Raw genomic sequence first — 19,452 nt, forward strand, 5'->3', positions numbered from 1 at the left:
GAGGCGGGAGCACATTCCAAGTCACGCAAGCGAAGCCGCCTCCCATCCAAAAAGCATCGTACGCGCAGCGCCCCCATCGGCTCTGTGCGGCAAGCCACCTCACTTGACTTGCATCAATTCGCTTGCGATTGCCCACGGCATCGCCAGGCGGCGCGAGGCCCTTCCTGCAGATTCAAAGGGGCGCAGCGTCAGCCCGGAGCCCTCCCATCAAAGGCTGACAGATGGTTGGCCAGGTGCATGGCATGCGCTTGCTCGTACTGGGCCCGGCTCAAGGCGCCGTAGGCGAAGTGGGGATGCAGTGCCCCAGTGTGGAATGCAAAATCCTGTACCGCCTGGCGCAAGCGGGCCATGGCGACAGAGGCATCCGTGGCCTGCGCATCCAGCGAAGGCGCACCCGGAATAGGCTCCGCCAGGTTGTGGCTCATGCGGCCACGCAGGGCAAACACCTTGAAAGCCGCTGCCCCCAGCGTGCTCTGAAACAGCGCAGATTGGGGCGACGGAAAGCCTCTCAGCGAATACTCAATGCTCTGTGCGCAATGCGCCAGCGTCTGTGCCCAGGTCCAGGCCGTAGCAGGCTCCAGCGCATGGACAGATGCGGCATTCAGCCGCTCGGCCTCGCGCATCGCATCGTGCAAAGTGGCGAACACCAACTGCCTGTCGTTACTCGGCTGGTGCAGAAAATACCCGGCAGCACCAGCCGCTGCGAGCACCACCCCCGTGCCGATGGCCAGAAACGCCCTCCGGTCGGGCGCTGCACGCGGCGCAGAGGGCGAGGGGTGCGTGGCTGCGAGGGTAGCGGCTTTGGGTGCGCCAGGAGTGGGTGGAACTGCCATGGGGTTGTCTGCCCGCATCACCGGGGGTGGTGTGAAAGCGTTGATTGTGCCGGGCAGCGCCTGCCTTGTGCCCCCTGCAGCCATCGCCAGGGTCGGGCAGCCGACACAGCCCGCCATGGCGCAGGGCTGCAAGGCCTGGGCGCCTTACTGGCGCTCCGCCGCTCCTAGGCTGCCAGGGTGGTTGGTGCGGCGGGCACGGGGGTTGCAGTAACGGGTACCAAGGGCGCTGCTGGGGCCACCGTCATCTCCACCCGGTTGCGCCCCCGCTCCTTGGCCAAGTACATGGCCTCGTCCGCACGCTGCAAGGCCGTACCCGCCGACTCGCTGCCCGCGCACAGGGTGACACCAACACTCACCGTGAGCGCAATGCTGCGCTGCTCGGTCACCACAGGGTGGGCCTCCACCATGGCGCGCAGGCGCTCGGCCACCGCAATGGCGCCACCGGCCCCTGCATTGGGCAAGAAGATCGCGAACTCCTCCCCGCCCAGGCGGCCCATCACATCTTCCTTGCGCAGGCAGCGCTGGGCCAGCATCACAAAATGGCGCAGCACATCGTCGCCCGCGCGGTGGCCCCAGCTGTCATTGACCTTCTTGAAGTGGTCCAGGTCCATCACCAGCACGGGCAACGTCGTCTGCGTGCGCTGGGCGTTGCTGATGGCCTTGTCCAACAAGGTCAGAAACGCGCGGCGGTTGAACACATTGGTCAGCGGGTCCACCTCGGCGAGGTGGCGCAGTTCGTTGGTGATGAACTCATTGGTCAGCATCAACGCGCCAAACGCCACCAGCACCACCGCGAGAGTGGACTCCAGAACCACAAACTGCGACAGCGCAGCCACTATGCCCGCCTCGGGCTGCGCCCCTTCGGCGGGTGCGGCCAGCTTGAACAATAAGGGCCGCAGGAGCAAGAAGGCACCGTGCACACCCACCGTGGCCGCAAACAGGTACCGTGCGGGTACCTTGCGAAAACCGCCACGCGCCAGCGTGTGTGCAGCCGCAATGAATATCACCCCTGGCACCAGACCCGTCAGCACGATGCGCACCTGCACGTTAGGCTTCACCAGGGTAAAAAACAAGGCTGTCGCCAGCAGAAGCGCCAAGGCCAGAGCGGCAACACCATGCCCCAGGGGCGCCTTGCCCATGTACTCGCGTGCGCCCAGCAGGCACAGGTATGCAGTCAAAGCAATGGAAGACTGCGCCAGCACGACAGACAATGGCAGCGGCACATGGTCGCGCAGCAACAGGTTGATGCAGAACACAGTGGCGCAGAACAATGCCTGCGCCCAGAGACGAAGTCCCGGAATACGTCTGTTGAAGAGCCACACCGCGGACAAAACGCCGGTGACCAGCGCTGCAAGAATGGCCGCGACGATAAGGAGGGTGGGGCTGTGCACAGAGGGTACGGGCAGGCGATGGAGTGGGGTTCACAACGCGACGCCATCGCTCAACGCCCGGCTGCTATCGCCTGCCGGCTGTGAGATGACTATCAACGTTAACAATGGTACCCGAGAGCATTGACTGCCCCGCGACGCTTTGCGGGCAGCAATGCAGTGCTTCAGCCGGCGCTTGGAGCCCCTCAGGCCATACCTCCTCGCGTGGCCGTTGGGAGCACCTGTCAACCCACCACGTGGCATTCGCGCCGCAGCAGCGCCAGCGCATCGTGCATCTGGTAGTCGCGGTCGCTGGTCAGCGTGGCCTGGGCGTCTTGCACAAAACCAGACCACAGAGCCAGATAGTCCTGCTGGAAGGCGGCAGCCGCGTGGCTGCGGATGAAGTCAGACGCCAGCTCGGGCTGCAGGCCAGACTTGCGGATCTTGCGCACCAGGCTGGCGGCGGTTTTCTCGGTGAGCAGCGTCTTCTTGGGCGCACCGGCGGCCAGGCACAGGAAGAGCGTCAGCAGCGAGTGCTCATCGTCGTTGCCCCCGGTCGCCTTGGTCCATGTCTTGCTGGCGGGCTGTGGGGGCTCGTCGTCGCCCTCCAACACATCCAGGCTGCGGTGAAAGCTGTCCACCTCGGCCAGGGGGTCGTCCAGCAGGAAGTATCGAGCCCTGAAGGCCCCCATGGGGCGCAACAGGGTGCGCAGCGGCGCAGAGGACTGCAGCAGCTTGGGCAGGTCGGCCAGCACCGTGGCGCACTGGGCTTGCAGCACGTCGTGCAGCTCTGCCGGCACACCGGGAGGCAAACGCAGCGCTGCGGGCAGTGCGGGCTTCTTTTTGCGCAGGGCAGTCACCAGCTTTTCAAACACCGGGGCGCTGGGCCACTCACTCGCCGCCATGGCCTTGGGGTTCAGCGCCTGCATCAGCAGCCCTGTGCGGATCACGGCCTCGGCGTCGGCACCGGCGGTTTCCAGCTCGTCCGTGTCCAGGCCATACTGCGCGGCCAGCCACTCGGCGGCGCCGATGGCCTGGGCGATGTGGCTGCGCCTGGCAAGCTCTGCGCGGTAGTCGGCATGGCTGCGCAGCGACCAGGCAGCCAGCAGTGGGGTTTCGGCATCCGCATAGCCGCCCATACCGAAGTTGCTGCTCTCGGGCATGGCGATCAGGCGCTTGAGCATGTCCGAGCCGCCCTTGGAGCGCGACAAAAAGGAGTTGTCGCGCAGCGACACCGCCGCCTTGGCCAGATCACCGTCCGTGGTCTCCAGCAGGTACAGGCTGATGAGGTTGACCATGCGGTCTCGCGCCTTCTCCAGCTCTGGCCGCAAAAACTCGCTGCCAAAGTAACGAGCAATCTGCACCATGCCCTTGGGTGCATCGGCATTGATGGCCGCCAGCCGGTCCGCATCAATCAGGCCGTGCTGCACGCCGTAGACCAGCGCCTTTTCAAAGAAAGGGCGCGCATCGTGCAGTTGCAGGGCATTGGCAGTAGCGACTGGTGCAGAAATTGAGGAAGGCGTGGGAGGCACGGTCATGTCTGAATCTATCGCGCTTCGCGCTGCTCATGGGCTATGAAACTGGCGCGGCCCATTCCAGGACCGCCGCGCAAGGGCCGCCCCGCCGCGCTGGCGGTGTGCCCCTTCCCGAATGGCACAGCCATTCGAGAGAAGGGGGAAGGCGCGAAGCGCCTCAGGGGGTTGTTCACTAAATTGCAGACTCTTCGTCTGAAGCCCGTGCGGCAGGCGTGGCCTTGCCGCGGTCGGTTTCGCTGGTCTCGAACTTGCCATCGTCTTCTTCGGACGTCTCGTCGCCCTCTTCCAGTCCCAGGTCAAACGCGCGGGCCTTGGCGCGCAGCACCAGCAGCATCTCGATGAACAGGTCGCGGCATTCATAGCGCAGCAGCCAGGCCATCTGCATCCAGTCACGGTCGGCCACCTCATCGAGGTCGATGCGCGGCTGCACATAGCCCGAGGCCAGCAGTTCGTCATCGCTCAGCGTGGGGCCGTAGTCTTCGGTCGCATCGAAGGTGCCGGTGCGGGCAAACGCCTCGACGCGGCTCCACTTTTCGGCAAAGTAGTTGGCCAGTGCCTCGGCGCCCCCCTCCAGATCGCCAATGGCGGTGAGGAACTCCACCGGGTCGGCATCGTCACGGAACACCACTGCGTTGACCATGTTGCGAAGGTGTGTGTGGGTGAGGTCCTTGTACTGCTTTTCCAGCACCATGGCGCGTGCGAACTGCTCGGGCGTGACCAGCATGTTGACCACCGAGGCCTTGGAGTCGTCGTACTCGCGCATCACGGCCAGGATGTCCTTGGGCGCCAGCTGGTCCAGCACCACCATCAGCGCGTTGTCGCCCTCTGCATCCGCCAGCTCGGCCAGGGCCGATTCAGCGCCCACGATGTCGCCCGCCGCGATGAGGCTGGTGGTTTTGGTGATGAGGGCCAGGTGGGTGTTGCTCATACGAAATTCCTTTTCATTTGTCCATGGCGCCGTGCACGCTGCGCAAGCCGATGAAACTGGCGCGGCAACGGCAAGCGGCCGCCGCGCAAGGGCCTCCCCGCCGCACTGACTGCATCTCCCTCGAAAGGGAAGGCACGAGCCGACTCAGGGGGCTAGTCCTTCCGGTCAAAGCCCACGTCCGCCAGCCAGTTGGAGCTGGCCTCCTCTCGCGTGCGGCTGTTGTGGGGCTCGATGGCGTCGTCTGCGCTCAGCGCATCAAAATCGTCATCGTGCTCGGCGGCGTCTTCGTCATCGCCCTCTGCATCACCGTCGCCATGCGACGCTGCGGCCGGAGCCAAGCGCGCGTGCTGTTGCAGGTATTCCAGGCCGGCGGCTACCGTCAGAAAGCGTGCGCCCTGGGGCTCGCGCAACACGGTCTGGGCCAGACTCATTGCCCAGGGCTCCAACGCTACGGCATGGGTCAGGCTGTGCCAGTCGGGCAGCTCGTTCACCGGCAAGCCCAGCAGGTGCTCCAGTGCAGCCGGTTTGGTAAAGCGAAAGCCCCGGTGAAAGACCACGGCCACCATTTCGGGGGCCAGTTCCATCATCTGCACCAAAAACGCCATCTCGTTGCGCTTTTCGGCCAGGCGTTTGCGCAGAACGTCGTTGCCCTCGGAGTCGGACACCAAGTCGTCCAGCTCGGCCTGGTAGGCCGAGCGCAGGTCATAAAAATAAGGAGAAAGTTTCACAGGGCAGAAGGATGAGAAAGAATGCGCGCACTGTAGGCCTGCCAGATCTCCTGGGCGGTCTGCAGCGGGTCGTCCAGCAGGTTGCGGCGGCGGTTGTCGTCATAAGCCTGGCGGGCGTCGTCGTCAGACAGCACCTCGTAGGCCTTTTGCACCTCCGCAAAGCGCTGTGCGGCGTCGGGCGCCGTGTTGCGGTCGGGGTGGTAGAACGAAGCCTTCTGGCGAAAGGCCTTTTTGATGTCCGCCAGCGACGCATTGGCCGCCAGCCCGAGGGCTGCGTAGTGGTCAGCAGTCATGAAACAGTCGGTTCGTCAGTCAAAGCCTGTGGCACGGTCAGCGGCGCCAGCGCGCCCGCATCAGCCACCCAGGCTCACAAACACGTTTTGCACGTCGTCGTTCGAATCGATGGCCGCCAGGAAGTTCTCGACCTCCTCCAGTTGCTCGGCCGTGAGGTTGGCAGGGTTCACCGGGTTCTTGGGCTTGTACCCCAGCTTGGCGGACAGCACCGTGAAGCCGTGGGCGGGCAGCGCACGGCTGACCAGGTCGAGGTCGGTGGGGTCGGTCCAGAAGGTGGTGGTGCCCTCTTCGTCGCCCGCCTCAAAGTCCTGCGCACCGGCTTCGATGGCGGCCAGCTCAGGGTCGGCATCGGGGGTGGCGGGTTCGGCTTCGATCATGCCGACATGGTTGAAGTCCCAGGCCACCGAGCCCGAGGTACCCAGCTGGCCCTTGCGGAACAGCACACGCATTTCGGGCGCGGTGCGGTTCACGTTATCGGTCAGGCATTCGACCATCACAGCCACTTGGTGGGGGGCAAAGCCTTCATAGATCACGCGTTCGTAGTTCACCGCGTCGGCGCCGGTGCCGGAGCCCTTCTTGATGGCACGCTCCAGCGTATCCTTGGGCATGGAGGCCTTGCGGGCCTGCTCCACCACCAGGCGCAGGCGTGCATTGCTGGCCGGGTCGGCGCCGCCGCGTGCGGCCACGGTGATTTCCTTGACCAGCTTGCCAAACAGCTTGCCCTTGGCGTCGGCCACCTGTGCCTTGCCTTTTGCTTTCCACTGCGCGCCCATGATGGATCTCTTTTCCTTGGTGTGAATGCGGCGCGCCGGGGCGCCGTGTGTAGTGTGGGAGTTGCTGCGGCCGTGCAGAAGGGCAAAAAAGCCCTCGAATAACCAACCAAAAGGCGGTTGTGCAACTCCAAACCGAACCCTATAGAGTACCACTGACCACCATTGACAGTTTCGTTGCCCTCCCGCCACGCTCTCAACCACCCGAACGCAGCGGTGCAGTTAACCTCGGCGACATGCGCAAAGCCCCCTCCTTCGCCTTCTCCCCGGTGCACTGATGCTCAACACCCTGTGGCTGGGCTTTTTCCTCACGGCGGCGGTGGCAGCCCTGGCCCAATGGCTGGTGGGTGGCAACGCCCAGATTTTTGCGGCCATGGTCGAGGCGCTATTCGCCATGGCAAAGCTGTCGGTCGAGGTGATGGTGCTGCTGTTTGGCACGCTCACGCTGTGGCTGGGCTTTTTGCGGATTGCCGAAAGGGCCGGATTGGTCGATGCCCTGGCCCGCTGGCTGGCCCCGCTGTTCCAGCGCCTGATGCCGGGTGTTCCCCGGGGCCACCCTGCTCTGGGCCTGATGACACTGAACTTTGCCGCCAACGCCCTGGGGCTGGACAACGCAGCGACACCCATGGGCCTGAAGGCCATGAAGGCCCTGCAAGAGCTGAACCCTGAGCCCGATACCGCCACCAACGCGCAGATCCTGTTCTTGGTGCTCAACGCCTCGTCGCTCACGTTGCTGCCGGTCACGATTTTCATGTACCGCATGCAGCAAGGCGCGCCCGATCCCACGCTGGTCTTTTTGCCCATTCTGCTGGCCACATCGGCGTCTACCCTGGTGGGCCTGCTCAGTGTGGCCGTGGTGCAGCGCCTGCCGCTGTGGAGCCCCGTGGTGCTGGCCTACCTGCTGCCCGTGGCGCTGGTGCTGGCTGGCTTCATGGCACTGCTGACCACGCTGAGTGCCGCCGCACTTGCATCCCTGTCCTCGCTGCTGGGCAACCTCACGCTGTTCGCGTTGATCGTGCTGTTTGTGGCTCTGGGCGCGTGGCGCAAGGTGCTGGTGTACGAGGCCTTCATCGACGGAGCACGCGAAGGCTTTGACGTGGCCAAGGGCCTACTGCCCTACCTGGTGGCCATGCTGTGCGCCGTAGGCGTGTTCCGCGCCTCGGGCGCGCTGGGCTATGTGCTGGACGGCATCCGTTGGTGCGTGACCACACTGGGCGCCGACGCCCGGTTTGTGGACGCACTGCCCACCGCCCTGGTCAAGCCGTTTTCAGGCAGCGCGGCGCGCGCCATGCTGATCGAGACCATGCAGACCCAGGGCGTGGACAGCTTTGCCGCCCTGGCCGCCGCCACCATCCAGGGCAGCACCGAGACCACGTTCTACGTGCTGGCCGTGTACTTTGGCGCAGTGGGCATACAGCGCGCGCGCCATGCTGTGGGCTGCGCCTTGCTGGCCGAACTGGCAGGCGTGGTAGCCGCCATCGTGGTGTGCTACCGGTTTTTTGGGTAATTTTGGCTGGTAGCGCGAGTGCAATATGCCCTAACAGCTATCAATTAAGTAGCAACCGGGATATCAACCGCAAGCGGGCCCTGGCGCTGCCACCAGCTCCCATTCGGCCAGCTGCTCGTTGGTGGCAATCAGCCGCCCCACCAGCAGCTTGATGAAGGCCTTGTCAAAACGTGACTGCAGGTCTTCCGACGCCTCGCGCAGCGCGGGGTTGCGCACCTTGAGTACCAGCACCTCGGTCTCGGCCACGGCGGTGGCGGTGCGGATGCGGTTGTCGGGGCGCAGGTAGGTCATCTCGCCCAGAGTCACGCCCGGCCCGAGCGTGCTGAGGTTCCAGCCCTGGCGGCTGACGGCCACCTGGCCTTCGATGAGGATGCAGAACGAGTCGCCCGGCGTGTTCTCGCGCATCAGCACCGTGCCCTGTTCCAGCCGGCGCCAATGCCCCAAGCGCATCAGCTCCCACAGCGCGACGTCGTGAAAGTCGGCAAAAAACGGCAGCGCACGCAGGCGTGCAAAGCGCTCGGCCTCGGTGTCTTGCGACTTCTGGCGGGGCAGGCCCCGGTGCGCCGCCAGCAGCGCCTGGGCAAAGTCGGCCCAGGTGGCAAAGCGGTCGGCGGGCTGCTTGGCCAGCGCACGCAGCAGCACCTCGTCCACATGCGCTGGCAACGACGCGCGCAACAGGCTGGGCCGGGTGGGCGTCTCGTTGCTGATCTTGTAGAGCGTGGCGAAGTCGGTGTCGCCATCAAACGGGCGGCGGCCGGTGAGCAGCTCGTACACCACCACGCCCAGCGAAAACATGTCGCTGTGGTGGGTGAGGTCCTGCTCGCGCACCTGTTCGGGCGACATATACGACGGCGACCCCACCAGGCCGGACAGCTGGGTGGCATCGCTGCGCAGCGACAGGGCGGCGCCAAAGTCGGTCAGCTTCACGTCGCCGCCACGCGCCAGCATCAGGTTGGCGGGTTTGATGTCGCGGTGCACCAGGCCTTCGCGGTAGGCGTATTCGAGCGCGTTGCAGCACTTGAAGGCAATGTCCAGCACCTGGGGCACCGACAAGAGGGTGTCGGGCGTTGCAAAGTCGGACAGCGGCTGGCCGTCCACGTATTCGAGCACCAGATACGGCGGCAGCGCTTCTTCGTCCGCATCCAGCAGGCGCACGATGTTGGGGTGGCGCAGGCGGCCCGACAGCGCGGCCTCGTTGCGCAGCAGCTTGCGGTAGCGCTCGGCCTGCTCGGGCACCTTGAGCAAATGCGCGTGGGTCTGCTTGATGGCGACCTTACGGCCCCGGAAGCCATCGAGCCCCAGGTACACAATGCCGCTGGCGCCCCGCCCCAGTTCACGCTCGATGCGGTACTTGCCGATGCTGGCGGGTGGTGCAGAGGTGGCAGTGGCCATGGCGTGGCTCCCGGTCAGGGTGGGCAGTTCAGGTGGGGGTCAGGCTCCGGCAAGCGCCTGCTCAAAGTCGGCCAGCAGGTCTTCCACCTCTTCCAGGCCTACTGACAAGCGGATCATGCTGTCGGCAATGCCCATGGTGGCGCGCACCGCAGGGCCTGCCTCCCAGAAGATGGTGTGCGCCACCGGGATGATCAGCGTGCGCGTGTCAGCCAGCCCCGTGGCCTTGATGGGCAACTGCAGGCGGTTGCACACGGCCAGGCACTGGTCGGGGTTGCGCAGCTCGAACGACAGCAGCCACGAGCCCGCCTTGAGGTGCTTGCGCGCAAAGGCGTGCTGCGGGTGCGAGGGCAGCATGGGGTACAGCACGCGCGAGACGGCCGGGTGCGCCTCCAGCCGCTGCGCCAGCGCCAGGGCGGTGGCACTGGTGCGGTCCATGCGCAGCGACAAAGTCTCCGCACCCAGGGCCAGCTGGTGGGCGGCGTGGGACGACAGCGTGCCGCCCATGTCGCGCAGGCCTTTTTTGCGCAGCTGCTGCAGGCCCCAGCCCTTCGCGTCGCCCTTGCGGTAGGCCGCAAAGATGTTGGGGTAGCCCGACCAGTCGTACAGGCCCGTGTCGGTGATGGCGCCGCCCAGCGCGTCGCCCTGCCCGCCAATGCTCTTGGTGAGCGAGTTGACCACCAGCCCCGCGCCCACCGTGGCCGCGCGGAACAGGTAGGGCGATGCCACCGTGTTGTCCACCACGTAGATCGCGCCATGCGCCTTGCACAGTGCGCCGATGCCTTCCAGGTCGGGGATCTGCGTGCCGGGGTTGGCAATGGTTTCGACAAACACCATGCGGGTGTTGGGGCGCAGCGCGGCGGCCACATTGGCCGCGTCGGTCACGTCCACCGTGGTCACTTCAATGCCCAGGTCGGCCAAGGTGCCGAACACGCTGTTGGTGTTGCCAAACACGAACTGGCTGGCCACCAGGTGGTCGCCCGCCTTGAGCAGGGTGAGGAACACCGCGCAGATGCCCGCCATGCCGGTGGAGAACACGATGGAGCCGTGCCCGCCCTCCATCTGCGTGATCTTGGCCTCCAGCGCCGCCGTGGTGGGTGTGCCCTGGCGCGCGTAGTTGAAGCCGCCCTTGGCGGTGCCCTGGAAGACGGCGATCAGGTCCTCGACCTTCTCGTAGCCGTACTGCACCGAGGTGTGGATGGGCTTGTGGATGGCCCCGTGCTCGGCGCCGCCCAGGCGGTCGGCGTGCACGATCTGGGTGGTGAAACTGTGGCTCTGCGGTGTCGTCATAAAAATCTGCGCTGTTTCTGCGTGGCTACTTACAAGACGGGGCGATCACTACTGGCGCGCCCTGATGCCAGTGCACCCGTGGAACTGGCTTTGCCAGGCCACCGGGTGCGTCCCCCTCCGGGGGAAGGCGCGCAGCGCCTCAGGGGGAGTCATCGTTCCGGTGCGATGTGTTCAGCGTAATCGTACAAGGCGCCCAGAATGTCCTGCGTCCGCTCGTCATCGGCGGTCTCCGAGAGTTCATCGATTTCGGTGAACAGCTGCTCCACCGTGCGCGCCCCGCCCTGCCCGTCGAACAGGCAGGCGGCGCGGTGGGCCTCCCAGCGTTCCTGCTCCTCGGGCGACAGCGTTTGCGGGAAGTTGCGCGCCCGATAGCGCCACAGCAGCTCGGCCAGGCGCGGGTCATCAAAGTTCGCACGCGCCTTGGCCAGTCGGTCGCCGCTCAGGGTGCGCAGGTCGTTCAACAGGCGCCGGTCGTTGTTGCCCACAAACCCGCCGTACAGGTCCTGGTCCACATCGGGCGCGGGCTCTTGCGGGCGGGCAAACACCGCCGGCCAGATGCCGCTCATGTCGGGCAGCGCACGCGCCACCTCGGCGTGCAGCGCGGCCTGGGCCAGGTCGATGCCCCAGCGCTGCGCCAGCGCGGGCGTGAGCGTGTTCACATTGCCCACCACCATGGGGGATTTGTTCAGGTGGATGGTCTTGATGGGCAGGCGCGTGACGCCCTCGGGCAGCGCGTCGGCCTTGCTGAACATGCGCAGGCGGATGTCCTCCACATTCAGCGTGGCCAGCTCGCGTGGGTCGTGGGCCAGGTCCCAGGCGATCAGCTCGTTCTTGTTGGTGGGGTGGCTAGCCAGCGGCCACATCACGGCCAGGCAGCCGCGCTCGGTGGGGAACATGCCCGACACATGCAAAAAAGCCCGCGCCGTGGCCGTGGTGGCGGGCAGGCGCAGTTCGGCGGCCACGCGGTCCTTCTTGTGCAGGCTCAGCGCAAAGTCGAACAGCTTGGTGTTGTGCTGGCGGATCAGCCGCGCCAGCGCAATGGTGGCGCGCACGTCCGACAGCGCATCGTGCGCGGCATCGTGCTGCAGGCCGTTGGCCTTGGACAGGTGCTCCAGCTTGAAGCTGGGCGTCACGCCGTCTTCCTTCTTGGGCCAGGTGATGCCGTCGGGCCGCAGCGCATAGGTCATGCGCACCACGTCCAGCAGGTCCCAGCGGCCGCACTGGTTCTGCCACTCGCGCGCATAGGGGTCGATGAGGTTGCGCCAGAACATGAAGCGCGTGATCTCATCGTCAAACCGGATGGTGTTGTAGCCCACGCCAATGGTGCCGGGCTGCGCAAACTCGGACTCGATGCGCGCGGCAAACTGGTGCTCGGGCACGCCCTGCTCCAGGCACTGCTGGGGCGTGATGCCGGTGATGAGGCACGACACCGGGTCGGGCAGATAGTCGCTGGCGGGCTGACAGTACAGCATCAGCGGCTCGCCGATTTCGTTCAGCTCGGCATCGGTGCGGATGGCCGCGAACTGCGCAGGCCGGTCGCGGCGCGTGTTGGCGCCAAAGGTTTCGTAGTCGTGCCAGAGAAAGGTGTGGGGCGCCATGGTCGGTAGGCTAACAGGGGGCTGCAGGCGGAGGCTCGCGCACGGAGGGCGGGGCGCAAGGCGATCAAGCCGCCACTGTAACCGCATTTTTCAGTGTTTTTGGCCGCAAGCGCTAGTGGAACATGCGCAAGCAGCTATCAAAAACATAGTAAGCAAATTCACCGTACGGACTGATGCACATTCGCACCCGGTACACACGCCGCCGCGCGGGACAATGGCGCATGCCCAGTTTCATTGCTTCCCCTCGCCCCGTGGAGCGTGCCTCCGCCCTGCCCCTCGCCGCCTCACGCGCCCACGCCCCAGCACAGGTTGCCGGGGTGGCCCTGGCAGCCGCCCTCGCCCTCGCCCTCGCGGGCTGCGCGTCAGCCCCCAGCCCCACCCCCACACCCTCAGCAAAACCTGTGGCTGCGGCCACACCGCCCACAGCGTCGCCCACCACAGCCGCCACACCGCCACAGGCCAGCCCCGACGCCGACCACACGGCCGGCTTTGCCCAATGGCTGAGCAGCTTTTCGGCCCAGGCGCTGGAGGCGGGCATTCGCCCCGCCACCGTGCGCGACGTGCTGGGCAAGGCGCAGTGGCTGCCCCGCGTGGTCGAGCTGGACCGCGCCCAGCCAGAGTTCACCCGCACCCCATGGGCGTACCTCGACAGCGCCGTCTCGCCCCAGCGCATCGCCCAGGGCCAGGCGCAGTTGGCTGCGCACGGCGCTGCGTTGCAAGCAGCAGCCGCCCGCTATGGTGTGCCGGCCAGCGTCATCACCGCCATCTGGGGCATGGAGAGCAACTACGGCAGCAACTTTGGCACCTTCCGCACGGTGGATGCACTGGCCACCCTGGCCTACGAAGGCCGCCGCCGCGCCTGGGCGCAGGCCGAGCTGCTTGCAGCGCTGCGCATCATCGACCAGGGCGACATCGCCGCCGACCGCATGATCGGATCGTGGGCCGGGGCCATGGGGCACACCCAGTTCCTGCCCTCAGTGTTCCTGGCCTACGCGGTCGATGCCGACGGCGACGGGCACCGCGACATCTGGGGCAGCGTGGCCGATGTGACGGCGTCCACCGCGCATTTTCTGGCCCGATCAGGCTGGAAGTCCGGCGAACCATGGGGTGCCGAAGTGCAGTTGCCCCCCACGTTCGACCACGCCCGCGCCGACGCAGCCGTGCGCCAGACCGCAGCCCAGTGGGAGTCCGAAGGGGTGCGATCCATCGACGGGGCGCCGCTGCCCGACCTGGCCGGGGCCTCCATCGTCACCCCTGCGGGCGCACGGGGCCCGGCGTTTTTGGTGGGCAACAACTTCCGCACCATCCTGCGTTACAACAACTCGGTCAACTACGCGCTGGGCGTGGCGCTGCTTGCGCGCCAGATCGACGGCGGCGGCCCAGTGGCCACCCCGTGGCCCCGCGACATCGAACCACTGTCGCGTGCACAGCTGCAAGCCCTGCAAGAAGCCCTGAACCGCAAAGGCTTTGCCGCAGGAACCCCCGACGGCGTGATGGGCCCCGCCACCCGGGCAGGCCTGCGCGGCTACCAGCACAGCCTGGGCGTGGTGGCCGACGGGTATCCGACGCTGGAGCTGCTGCAGAAACTGCAGGCGCCTTGAATGCCGCCCGGCGCCTGCTGGGCGCCCATGTTTTTCAGGGCTTCAACAAGTCCACCAGAAACCCCTGCACCGGCTGCCGTTCCGCCCGCAGGTTCAGCAGTGTGCGGGGCGCGCCGGGAATCAACACCACACCGACGCACGAGCGGCGAAGACTAGGAGGATGGAAAACGCTCTCGATGGTGGAGCGGTACACGCATGTAGCGCCAGAAGGCTTGCAGGCCGTTGCAAGTCGGCTTGAGAATGCGCTTGGCCACGCCAGACGAGAAAAGGGACTGACCATGACAGCCAGTCCCTCTATATCTCTGGTAGGACGTACAAGATTCGAACTTGTGACCAACGGATTAAAAGTCCCCAAAAGCTAGACAACAATGGACATTGCTGGACTGTCACCAGCACCATAAACCTTTGTTTTTAATAGATTTATTGTCCAAATCAGTCCGTTAGTGGGTGATACCATTCACGCTCAAACTGTCACCAGACTGTCACCAGGGTGGCAAACGGACTTAGATCATGGCTACGAAAACCAGCGGACAAAGTATCAACGAACTGTCGCCAGGGCAGTTCCTGAAAATGGGCAAAGTGATCCCGTCAGGATCGTTGGAGGTACGAAAACTAGCATCTGGTGCCGTCACCTTCTACTGGCGCGTCACGATCAACGGCAAGACTGCTCGCGAAGTGATCGGCATATACGACCCGAGCGCACCGCCCAAAAGCCTGAAGCCGACAGGCAAGGGGTTTTCTGTCTTGGCCGCAATGCGTGCTGCGGAGGCCCTTGCAGAGCAGCACCATGCCAATCTAGCCAACGGTGGATTCGCTGGCGTGAAGGCGGCGGAGCAGGAGGCGAAGGACAAGGCCGAAACAGCAAAGCTAGAAGCTGCAAAGTTCACATTGCAGGCGCTGTTGACTGACTACTGCGACCACCTGAAAGCCCTGGAACGCGATTCGCACAGTGACGCCCGAAGCATCTTCAAGCTGCATGTGCTGGAGGCATGGCCCAAGATCGCTGCCCTGCCTGCCAATGAAGTGACTGGAGAACAGATAGCAGACATGATGCGCCAGGTAATTGAGCAGGGAAAAGCTCGCACAAGTAACAAGCTGCGCAGCTATATCAGGGCTGCATACCAGACCGCGAAGGCTGCACGCTCCAAACCCAGCATTCCGGTGAAGTTCAAAAGCTACAACGTCACCCACAACCCTGCGGCAGACACAGAACCCGACGAAAGCGCCAACAAGGCTGACAAGCGCCCCCTGACAACTGAGGAGCTTCGTTCCTACTGGCAAGCCATCAAGCTCCTGCCAGGATTTCGGGGTGCGGTCCTGAGGCTACATCTCCTAACTGGTGGGCAACGCATCGCGCAACTGGTGAAACTGCGTACGGAAAACGTAACGGCTGAAAGCATCGTGCTCTTCGATGGCAAGGGTAGACCTGGCAAGCCTCCCCGCCCACATACGGTGCCGCTGATTCCTCAAGCAGCGACTGCGCTGCAGGAGTGCGAGCCACAAGGCACCTATGCCTTGAGCACCGACAAAGGCGTTACTCACCTTGCCGCGACCACACTGAGCGCGTGGGCAGTCGATGCCACCACGCTGGCCGACTTCCAAGCAAAGCGTATTCGTTCAGGTGTGGAGACCATTCTTGCCCGCGCTCGTATCAGCTCAGATGATCGTGGCCGCTTGCAGTCGCACGGTATCAGCGGGGTACAGAACCGTCACTATGACGGGCATGACTATATGGAAGAGAAGCGGCAAGCGCTTGAAACCTTGTTCCTCCTACTGGATGCACCTGAGGGTAGTTCCGCATGAAGGAGTATCCGCTGTTCTGCCTTCTGGCGGAATTGATTCGTCCGGACCGAAGCAGGTCAGTCAGCCTTTAACGACAGCCAACTCCTGCCAGTGGGTGGTGTAGCGCGGCGTGCGCCTCTCCTGCTTCATCTTCCAGCTGGATTGTACGGCTCCTAGTTGGAGCAAGCGGCCATGTTCGATACCACCACTTGCCAGTTTGACAGTTCCTCGGCCATAGCGGGTGTTCAGGTTGTCGATAGCACTCATCACTCGACTGCGGTCTTTGGTGTCTCGGCCCGTTGCGGATGAAGGCTCACCCCAGGCCAGTTCACCCTGCACAAATCCTTCCGGCATGAGGTCCAACAGCAATACTCCGGCTTTTGCGTAGTTGAAGCCTGGGCGATAGATGGCCTTGAGGGTTTCCAATGGGGCGTTGACCGGCACACCGGTGTTCAGCGTGGGACGCACCAGAGCCAAGGCCATGGAAAGGGAGTATTGATCGTCCTGACGCCTGAACGGGCTGGTTCTCACGAAGGTGAGAATCTGGCTGGCCTGCTGCTTTTGGCGCCGGAGCTTTTCAGCAGCACGCGACGCGAACTCTGTAATCGCCTGCGCCAGTTCTGCCTGTTCAGTCACAGGGTGACCGAAGCTGCGGGTGCAGGCGATCTGCTGTATAGGCAAGGGGGCGTTTTCCAAGTCTATGCAGAGTATGCCTTGCAGCTCTCGCACGGTGCGTTCCAGAACTACTGACCAACGTCTGGCAACCACCACTGGGTCGAGTTGCACCAGATCTTGAACGGTGGCGATGTCGATGTCTTTCAACTGTCTGCCGATTTGTGGCCTCACCCCCTCAGACTTCAGTCACAGCGGTGCGTTCGAACAAGGTTCGTTTGTCGTCGTCACTGAGTATCCCCAGGTGGCAAATCTGGGCGATGGAGCCGTCTGGACCATGACCTGGAAAGCGCTCGGGATAGACACCGGGTTTGCGTTCGGCAGTTTTGGCGATGTGGTTGGCCAGTTTGGCCAGGGTTTTTGTGGGGCCGATACCGATGCAGGTGGGGATGCCGGTCCATTGCAATAGCCTCTGCCTGATGAGTCGGCTTCTTCGGATCATGTCTCCCCGAATGCCTGCGAGATCGATAAAGCTCTCGTCGATGGAATAGACCTCCTGCTGGTGGCCTAATCCCGCCACGAGACTCATCATGCGGTCGCTCATATCTCCGTAGAGAGAGAAGTTGGCTGACGGGGCTACCAGACCAGCTTCTTCTTCCAGATGTTTGATCTGGAACCAGGGGGCCCCCATCTTGATACCCAGCGCTTTGGCTTCGTTGCTGCGGGCGATGGCGCAGCCGTCATTGTTGGACAGCACCACGACGGGACGGTCGTTAAGGTCCGGTCTGAATACGCGTTCGCAGGACACGTAGAAATTATTGCCATCGATCAGGGCGTACACGTTGGTCAGGCCTTGAACTGTTTGATGGCGGCTACCACGACGCCCCACACCTGAACAGTCTGGCTTTCTTTGGGAACGAGGTCGGGGTACGTGGGGTTGGCGGCTTTGAGTTTGATGCGCCCTGCCCTTATCTGCAAGGTTTTGCAGACGAATTCGTTTTCGACAACAGCGACGACCACATGACCAGAGCGGGGGGGTGATGGCGCGATCTACCAACACCACGTCCCCGTCAAAGATGCCGACATCACGCATGGACTCCCCACGGATGCGCAGCAGGAAGCTGGCTTGTGGATGTTTAATCAGTTCGGCCATCAGATCCACACGCTGAACCATATTGTCTTCTGCGGGCGATGGGAACCCGGCCTGGACGGAGCTAGGACGCAAATCGCCGACCAATATCGGAACGCTGGAGTCAGCCCCCCGGCCTACCAGTGGCCATGGAACCTCACCTTACATGAGTCAGTCCTGGCCAAGTCGATGCGGATCCCGCACAGACTGAACACTGTCGCGGACCCATCCACGAGTTCACGTGGATGTCGGCCCGATGCATCTGCCACACCGTATGGCCAATGCTCACAGCCAGCCCCAGACCTTTCGCAGCCATGTGGGCGAAGACACGCGAGGAGGCGTACTGTACTGGCGGTACTTTTGCTGGACGGTCATGGCATGCTCCGGATAAGGCTGGATGAAATACTGATTGTTTATCCAGTATACAGAAACACTGTGTTTTCAGCCAGTTCCATCTCAGCCTAACCTATCAGTGGCCTGAGACCCTTTCCCTTTATCTGATCGCACCCTGTTGGCTGCTATTGAATCTGGACCGGGTCGTGCACGCGGGACACTCGTGCGTTGCTATCAACACCTCGGCGGGCGCAGCATCAACTAGCTTCGCAAGGACGCTTGGTGAGCCATCGGACGCAACATTGCCTCCATACTTAGAGCGATAGAAAAGATGAGCGCCCCACAATGACAAAGCCGCCTGACAAGGCGGCTTTGGGAGTGTCATCGTCGGCATCGCCAGCAACAACTGCGGTCCATTGCAACTCAATCCTAGGCTGAAGAGCACCGAGGGAAGGAGGCAACCATCTACAGTTGCCCCTACCCACATATCAGCCCCTCCCAATCGTCGGCGGCTGGTAACTTCTGGATCCAAGGCCATACCGTCCGTTCGGACTGTCCAAGTAAGCAAAATCCTTCATCAGATTCAGCACATTGCCAGGGGCTGGATTTGTCAGAAAATACTCGCGATTAATTTTCAATTGCATTTCCCCCCTAATATCCTGCACCTCAACAACACCTTTCTTTTCCAGCGCGCGGATCGCCAAGTCCAAATTCTCTCGCTTCGGTGGCCTGAAACAATTAGGCCCCATGTCCCTGACCTCCCCCACTCTGACGTTGAACATGGCCCTTTTTACTTTGAAGCGAGCCCATAGCCATTCCTCAAGCACTCGTGCGTAGGTTTGCTCGTCGCTCAGTTCACCGATTCGGCCAAAGAGGCGTTGGAACTCGAGCAGATACCAAGTACAAACGTGGAGCGCTGCTTTCATGGTGTCGCCTTCGATGAATCCAGTTTTTCCCCCCATCAGATGAAAAATCCCTGCGATTTTTAGGGCATTAGCTCTCATCTTCGCGACAGCATCATCAACATCGCTAAAGCGCCCTCCCGGTTTGATGGACTCACGCAGCTTTGCGAAATACTCAACAAACATCATGTCGGCGCTCGGAGAAGTCATGATAACATCAAATTTAAAATTATCATCATGCCTTCTCCTCATTCCAATACTTAAAAAATCTGCTAGCTTGGCCTGAAGCAATGGCAGAGCCTTAAAGGGAGCATTGGATTCTGCAACTGTCTCAGGGATCTCGGAAATTTCACAAATGAGGGCACGCCCAACATTGCCCATTTCACGAGACCGCTGAATGTACTTTTTTACTGCATCATGTTGGATCGAGTAGTTTTGAGTTACGACAGGCTCCTCAAATACCATTTTACATCCCTTCCGAAGAACAGACATATGTGAGGAAGGATCGTGAAGATCATTGAGCGTCGCCAAGTCTCCTTTGGATTTACCAGAAAAAAATCTCTCTGCCTCCGCAATACTGATGGTAGTTACAGGAATTCCTTTGTTCAAAACCTCAAGAATTCCAGCAAGAGTTGCATCCTGAATTAATACATTTTCCTCCTTTGGCAGTCGCGGCTCTTTTTCCTGGAGTTCCTCCTGATCTCTTTCATAATCATCATAGTCCTTACCTTGATTGACACATTGATTAATGAATTTATCGATTAAGCGAACCTTTATTTTATGAATTCGAATTTTAATTTCGTGCGTCTTCAACGCCTTTTCATGAATTTTATCTTGCTCACTCTGATACTCTC

Annotated in this window: 16 protein-coding genes; 3 read left to right on the plus strand and 13 right to left on the minus strand. The window is 62.7% G+C overall.

The window, feature by feature from the left end; translation table 11 throughout:
* Positions 1-188: 188 nt before the first annotated feature.
* From AC1Q64_RS15030 to AC1Q64_RS15060, 7 genes are all read right to left on the minus strand, one after another.
* Positions 189-833: a DUF1569 domain-containing protein gene (locus AC1Q64_RS15030; protein ID WP_492251893.1), complete on the minus strand. Its 645-nt coding sequence runs from the start codon at positions 831-833 to the stop codon at positions 189-191.
* A 164-nt stretch (positions 834-997) separates the two neighbouring features.
* Positions 998-2,224: a GGDEF domain-containing protein gene (locus tag AC1Q64_RS15035; protein WP_492251894.1), complete on the minus strand. Its 1,227-nt coding sequence runs from the start codon at positions 2,222-2,224 to the stop codon at positions 998-1,000.
* Between the two features lie 221 nt (positions 2,225-2,445).
* Positions 2,446-3,738: a hypothetical protein gene (locus tag AC1Q64_RS15040; RefSeq protein ID WP_492251895.1), complete on the minus strand. Its 1,293-nt coding sequence runs from the start codon at positions 3,736-3,738 to the stop codon at positions 2,446-2,448.
* Positions 3,739-3,907: 169 nt separating this feature from the next.
* A complete protein-coding gene (locus AC1Q64_RS15045) occupies positions 3,908-4,663 on the minus strand; it encodes a hypothetical protein (RefSeq protein ID WP_492251896.1) in 756 nt (251 codons plus the stop codon).
* A 152-nt stretch (positions 4,664-4,815) separates the two neighbouring features.
* Complete coding sequence (locus AC1Q64_RS15050) at positions 4,816-5,391, minus strand: hypothetical protein (protein ID WP_291438221.1); 576 nt, start codon at positions 5,389-5,391, stop codon at positions 4,816-4,818.
* Positions 5,388-5,684, minus strand: a complete 297-nt coding sequence (locus AC1Q64_RS15055; RefSeq protein WP_015014301.1) for a DnaJ domain-containing protein — start codon at positions 5,682-5,684, stop codon at positions 5,388-5,390. Before AC1Q64_RS15055 ends, AC1Q64_RS15050 begins: the two co-directional genes overlap by 4 nt.
* A gap of 60 nt (positions 5,685-5,744) precedes the next feature.
* Positions 5,745-6,458 (minus strand): YebC/PmpR family DNA-binding transcriptional regulator, encoded by a 714-nt coding sequence (locus AC1Q64_RS15060; RefSeq protein ID WP_056062254.1) that lies wholly within the window; start codon positions 6,456-6,458, stop codon positions 5,745-5,747.
* A gap of 274 nt (positions 6,459-6,732) precedes the next feature.
* Here AC1Q64_RS15060 and AC1Q64_RS15065 point away from each other — a divergent pair, with 274 nt between their 5' ends.
* Positions 6,733-7,962: a nucleoside recognition domain-containing protein gene (locus AC1Q64_RS15065; RefSeq protein ID WP_492251897.1), complete on the plus strand. Its 1,230-nt coding sequence runs from the start codon at positions 6,733-6,735 to the stop codon at positions 7,960-7,962.
* A gap of 63 nt (positions 7,963-8,025) precedes the next feature.
* On the opposite strand, the gene AC1Q64_RS15070 is transcribed toward AC1Q64_RS15065, so the two are convergent.
* The 3 genes from AC1Q64_RS15070 to sbcB form a co-directional block, all read right to left on the minus strand.
* The gene (locus AC1Q64_RS15070) at positions 8,026-9,354 is read right to left on the minus strand and encodes a protein kinase domain-containing protein (RefSeq protein ID WP_492251898.1); all 1,329 of its coding nucleotides are present in this window, start codon (positions 9,352-9,354) and stop codon (positions 8,026-8,028) included.
* Between the two features lie 39 nt (positions 9,355-9,393).
* Positions 9,394-10,641: a cystathionine gamma-synthase family protein gene (locus tag AC1Q64_RS15075; protein ID WP_492251899.1), complete on the minus strand. Its 1,248-nt coding sequence runs from the start codon at positions 10,639-10,641 to the stop codon at positions 9,394-9,396.
* Between the two features lie 149 nt (positions 10,642-10,790).
* Positions 10,791-12,239 (minus strand): exodeoxyribonuclease I, encoded by a 1,449-nt coding sequence (sbcB, locus tag AC1Q64_RS15080; RefSeq protein ID WP_492251900.1) that lies wholly within the window; start codon positions 12,237-12,239, stop codon positions 10,791-10,793.
* 221 nt (positions 12,240-12,460) lie between these two features.
* Between sbcB and AC1Q64_RS15085 the strand changes: the two genes are divergently transcribed.
* Complete coding sequence (locus AC1Q64_RS15085) at positions 12,461-13,840, plus strand: lytic murein transglycosylase (protein WP_492251901.1); 1,380 nt, start codon at positions 12,461-12,463, stop codon at positions 13,838-13,840.
* Between the two features lie 510 nt (positions 13,841-14,350).
* Positions 14,351-15,643 carry a tyrosine-type recombinase/integrase gene (locus AC1Q64_RS15090; protein WP_056419748.1) on the plus strand — a complete coding sequence of 431 codons (1,293 nt, stop codon included), beginning with the start codon at positions 14,351-14,353 and terminating at the stop codon, positions 15,641-15,643.
* A gap of 60 nt (positions 15,644-15,703) precedes the next feature.
* Here the strand turns inward: AC1Q64_RS15090 and AC1Q64_RS15095 are convergent, their stop codons facing one another.
* From AC1Q64_RS15095 to AC1Q64_RS15105, 3 genes are all read right to left on the minus strand, one after another.
* Positions 15,704-16,444, minus strand: coding sequence for a DUF4113 domain-containing protein (locus AC1Q64_RS15095; RefSeq protein ID WP_326938734.1), 741 nt, complete (start codon positions 16,442-16,444; stop codon positions 15,704-15,706).
* Between the two features lie 28 nt (positions 16,445-16,472).
* Entirely contained in the window at positions 16,473-17,387 is a 915-nt protein-coding gene (locus AC1Q64_RS15100; RefSeq protein WP_436128525.1) for a Y-family DNA polymerase, read from the minus strand.
* A 797-nt stretch (positions 17,388-18,184) separates the two neighbouring features.
* Complete coding sequence (locus AC1Q64_RS15105; protein ID WP_233247173.1) at positions 18,185-19,411, minus strand: DUF3987 domain-containing protein; 1,227 nt, start codon at positions 19,409-19,411, stop codon at positions 18,185-18,187.
* Positions 19,412-19,452: the final 41 nt, after the last annotated feature.

Source organism: Acidovorax sp. GW835-FHT14G06, from assembly GCF_058793595.1.

What these genes read in the sequence shown, in the direction of transcription:
- AC1Q64_RS15030 (WP_492251893.1), bottom strand. Translation starts at nt 833, where the DNA reads ATGGCAGTTCCACCCACTCCTGGCGCACCCAAAGCCGCTACCCTCGCA.
- AC1Q64_RS15040 (WP_492251895.1), bottom strand. Translation starts at nt 3,738, where the DNA reads ATGACCGTGCCTCCCACGCCTTCCTCAATTTCTGCACCAGTCGCTACT.
- AC1Q64_RS15045 (WP_492251896.1), bottom strand. Translation starts at nt 4,663, where the DNA reads ATGAGCAACACCCACCTGGCCCTCATCACCAAAACCACCAGCCTCATC.
- AC1Q64_RS15055 (WP_015014301.1), bottom strand. Translation starts at nt 5,684, where the DNA reads ATGACTGCTGACCACTACGCAGCCCTCGGGCTGGCGGCCAATGCGTCG.
- AC1Q64_RS15060 (WP_056062254.1), bottom strand. Translation starts at nt 6,458, where the DNA reads ATGGGCGCGCAGTGGAAAGCAAAAGGCAAGGCACAGGTGGCCGACGCC.
- AC1Q64_RS15065 (WP_492251897.1), top strand. Translation starts at nt 6,733, where the DNA reads ATGCTCAACACCCTGTGGCTGGGCTTTTTCCTCACGGCGGCGGTGGCA.
- AC1Q64_RS15070 (WP_492251898.1), bottom strand. Translation starts at nt 9,354, where the DNA reads ATGGCCACTGCCACCTCTGCACCACCCGCCAGCATCGGCAAGTACCGC.
- AC1Q64_RS15075 (WP_492251899.1), bottom strand. Translation starts at nt 10,641, where the DNA reads ATGACGACACCGCAGAGCCACAGTTTCACCACCCAGATCGTGCACGCC.
- sbcB (WP_492251900.1), bottom strand. Translation starts at nt 12,239, where the DNA reads ATGGCGCCCCACACCTTTCTCTGGCACGACTACGAAACCTTTGGCGCC.
- AC1Q64_RS15085 (WP_492251901.1), top strand. Translation starts at nt 12,461, where the DNA reads ATGCCCAGTTTCATTGCTTCCCCTCGCCCCGTGGAGCGTGCCTCCGCC.
- AC1Q64_RS15090 (WP_056419748.1), top strand. Translation starts at nt 14,351, where the DNA reads ATGGCTACGAAAACCAGCGGACAAAGTATCAACGAACTGTCGCCAGGG.
- AC1Q64_RS15100 (WP_436128525.1), bottom strand. Translation starts at nt 17,387, where the DNA reads ATGGCCGAACTGATTAAACATCCACAAGCCAGCTTCCTGCTGCGCATC.